Genomic DNA, 778 nt, shown 5'->3' on the forward strand with positions numbered 1-778 from the left:
CGGTAAGTCAGCGTTTCCCCGGCAAACACCAGTGCCACGTTATCCGGTGTGGCGACCACCTGAGCCTCGAACTGCTGCTGCAACGTCTGGCTCTGCGGATACGGCACGTCGGTCTGGTTCCAGCGGTACAGCAGGGTATACCGCTCCTGCGCAGACAACACGTCAAGCCCGGCCAGAGATTGCTTCTGATCGGCGACAAACGCCGTCAATACCCGCTGATAGCTATCCGCCATCCGCGCTATTGAGGACTCGTCAAACAGACTTACCGCGTAATTTATGCCACCGGCAATATTGGCCTGCTCCTCGGCCATAAACAGGCTCAGGTCAAACTTGGCGGGGCTGTATAGAACCCCGGCCAGTTTCACCGGGCTAAACGGCAGGTTTGCCCTGCTTTGCCCGCCCTCACCCAAATTCTGTACCCCAAACATAACCTGGAAAATAGGGTGGCGGGCGGTGTCGCGCTCAATCTCCAGCGCATCAACCAATTGCTCAAACGGCATGTCCTGATTCGCCTTAGCCTGGGCAATCACTGCGTGGGTCTGTTTAATCAGCGTTTCCACGCTGCCGGCCGGCTCAAGCTGCGCCCTCAAGACCAGTGAGTTGACAAACATCCCAATCAGCGGCTGGGTTTGCGCATGGTGTCGGTTGTCGGTCGGGGTTCCCAGCACGATGTCGTTCTGGCCGGACAGTTTCGCCAGCGTGACATAAAACGCACTGAGCAGAACGGTATACAGGGTGGTTTCCTGCGTTTTCGCCAGCGCCCTTAACTGATGCGAAA

Annotated in this window: 1 protein-coding gene; it reads right to left on the bottom strand. The window is 57.5% G+C overall.

The features are described from left to right. Positions 1-778 (bottom strand): condensation domain-containing protein (locus NXS07_RS20465; RefSeq protein WP_258087572.1); only part of this gene is annotated, 778 nt, incomplete at both ends.

The organism is Xenorhabdus bovienii (genome assembly GCF_024721015.1).
Classification (GTDB): domain Bacteria; phylum Pseudomonadota; class Gammaproteobacteria; order Enterobacterales; family Enterobacteriaceae; genus Xenorhabdus; species Xenorhabdus bovienii.